This is a genomic window from Mesobacillus maritimus, from assembly GCF_023715205.1.
Classification (GTDB): domain Bacteria; phylum Bacillota; class Bacilli; order Bacillales; family Cytobacillaceae; genus Mesobacillus_B; species Mesobacillus_B maritimus_C.
In genome coordinates, this window is sequence record NZ_JAMBNR010000131.1 from 1 (window position 1) to 255 (window position 255).

General features: G+C 50.2%; 1 rRNA gene. It reads right to left on the reverse strand.

What is annotated here, in order from left to right:
- Positions 1-255, reverse strand: a 23S ribosomal RNA gene (locus M3182_RS25950); the annotation flags it as partial.

Below are 255 nucleotides of genomic sequence, written 5' to 3' on the forward strand. Positions count from 1 at the left end.
TCGGTTTGCGGTACGGGCACCAAATATCATCGCTAGAGGCTTTTCTTGGCAGTGTGGAATCAGGAACTTCGGTACTAAATTTCCCTCGCTATCACAGCTCAGCATACACGGTAACGGGATTTGCCTCATTACCAGCCTAACTGCTTAGACGCACATATCCAACAGTGCGCTTACCCTATCCTCCTGCGTCCCCCCATTGCTCAAACGATAAAGAGGTGGTACAGGAATATCAACCTGTTGTCCATCGCCTACGCC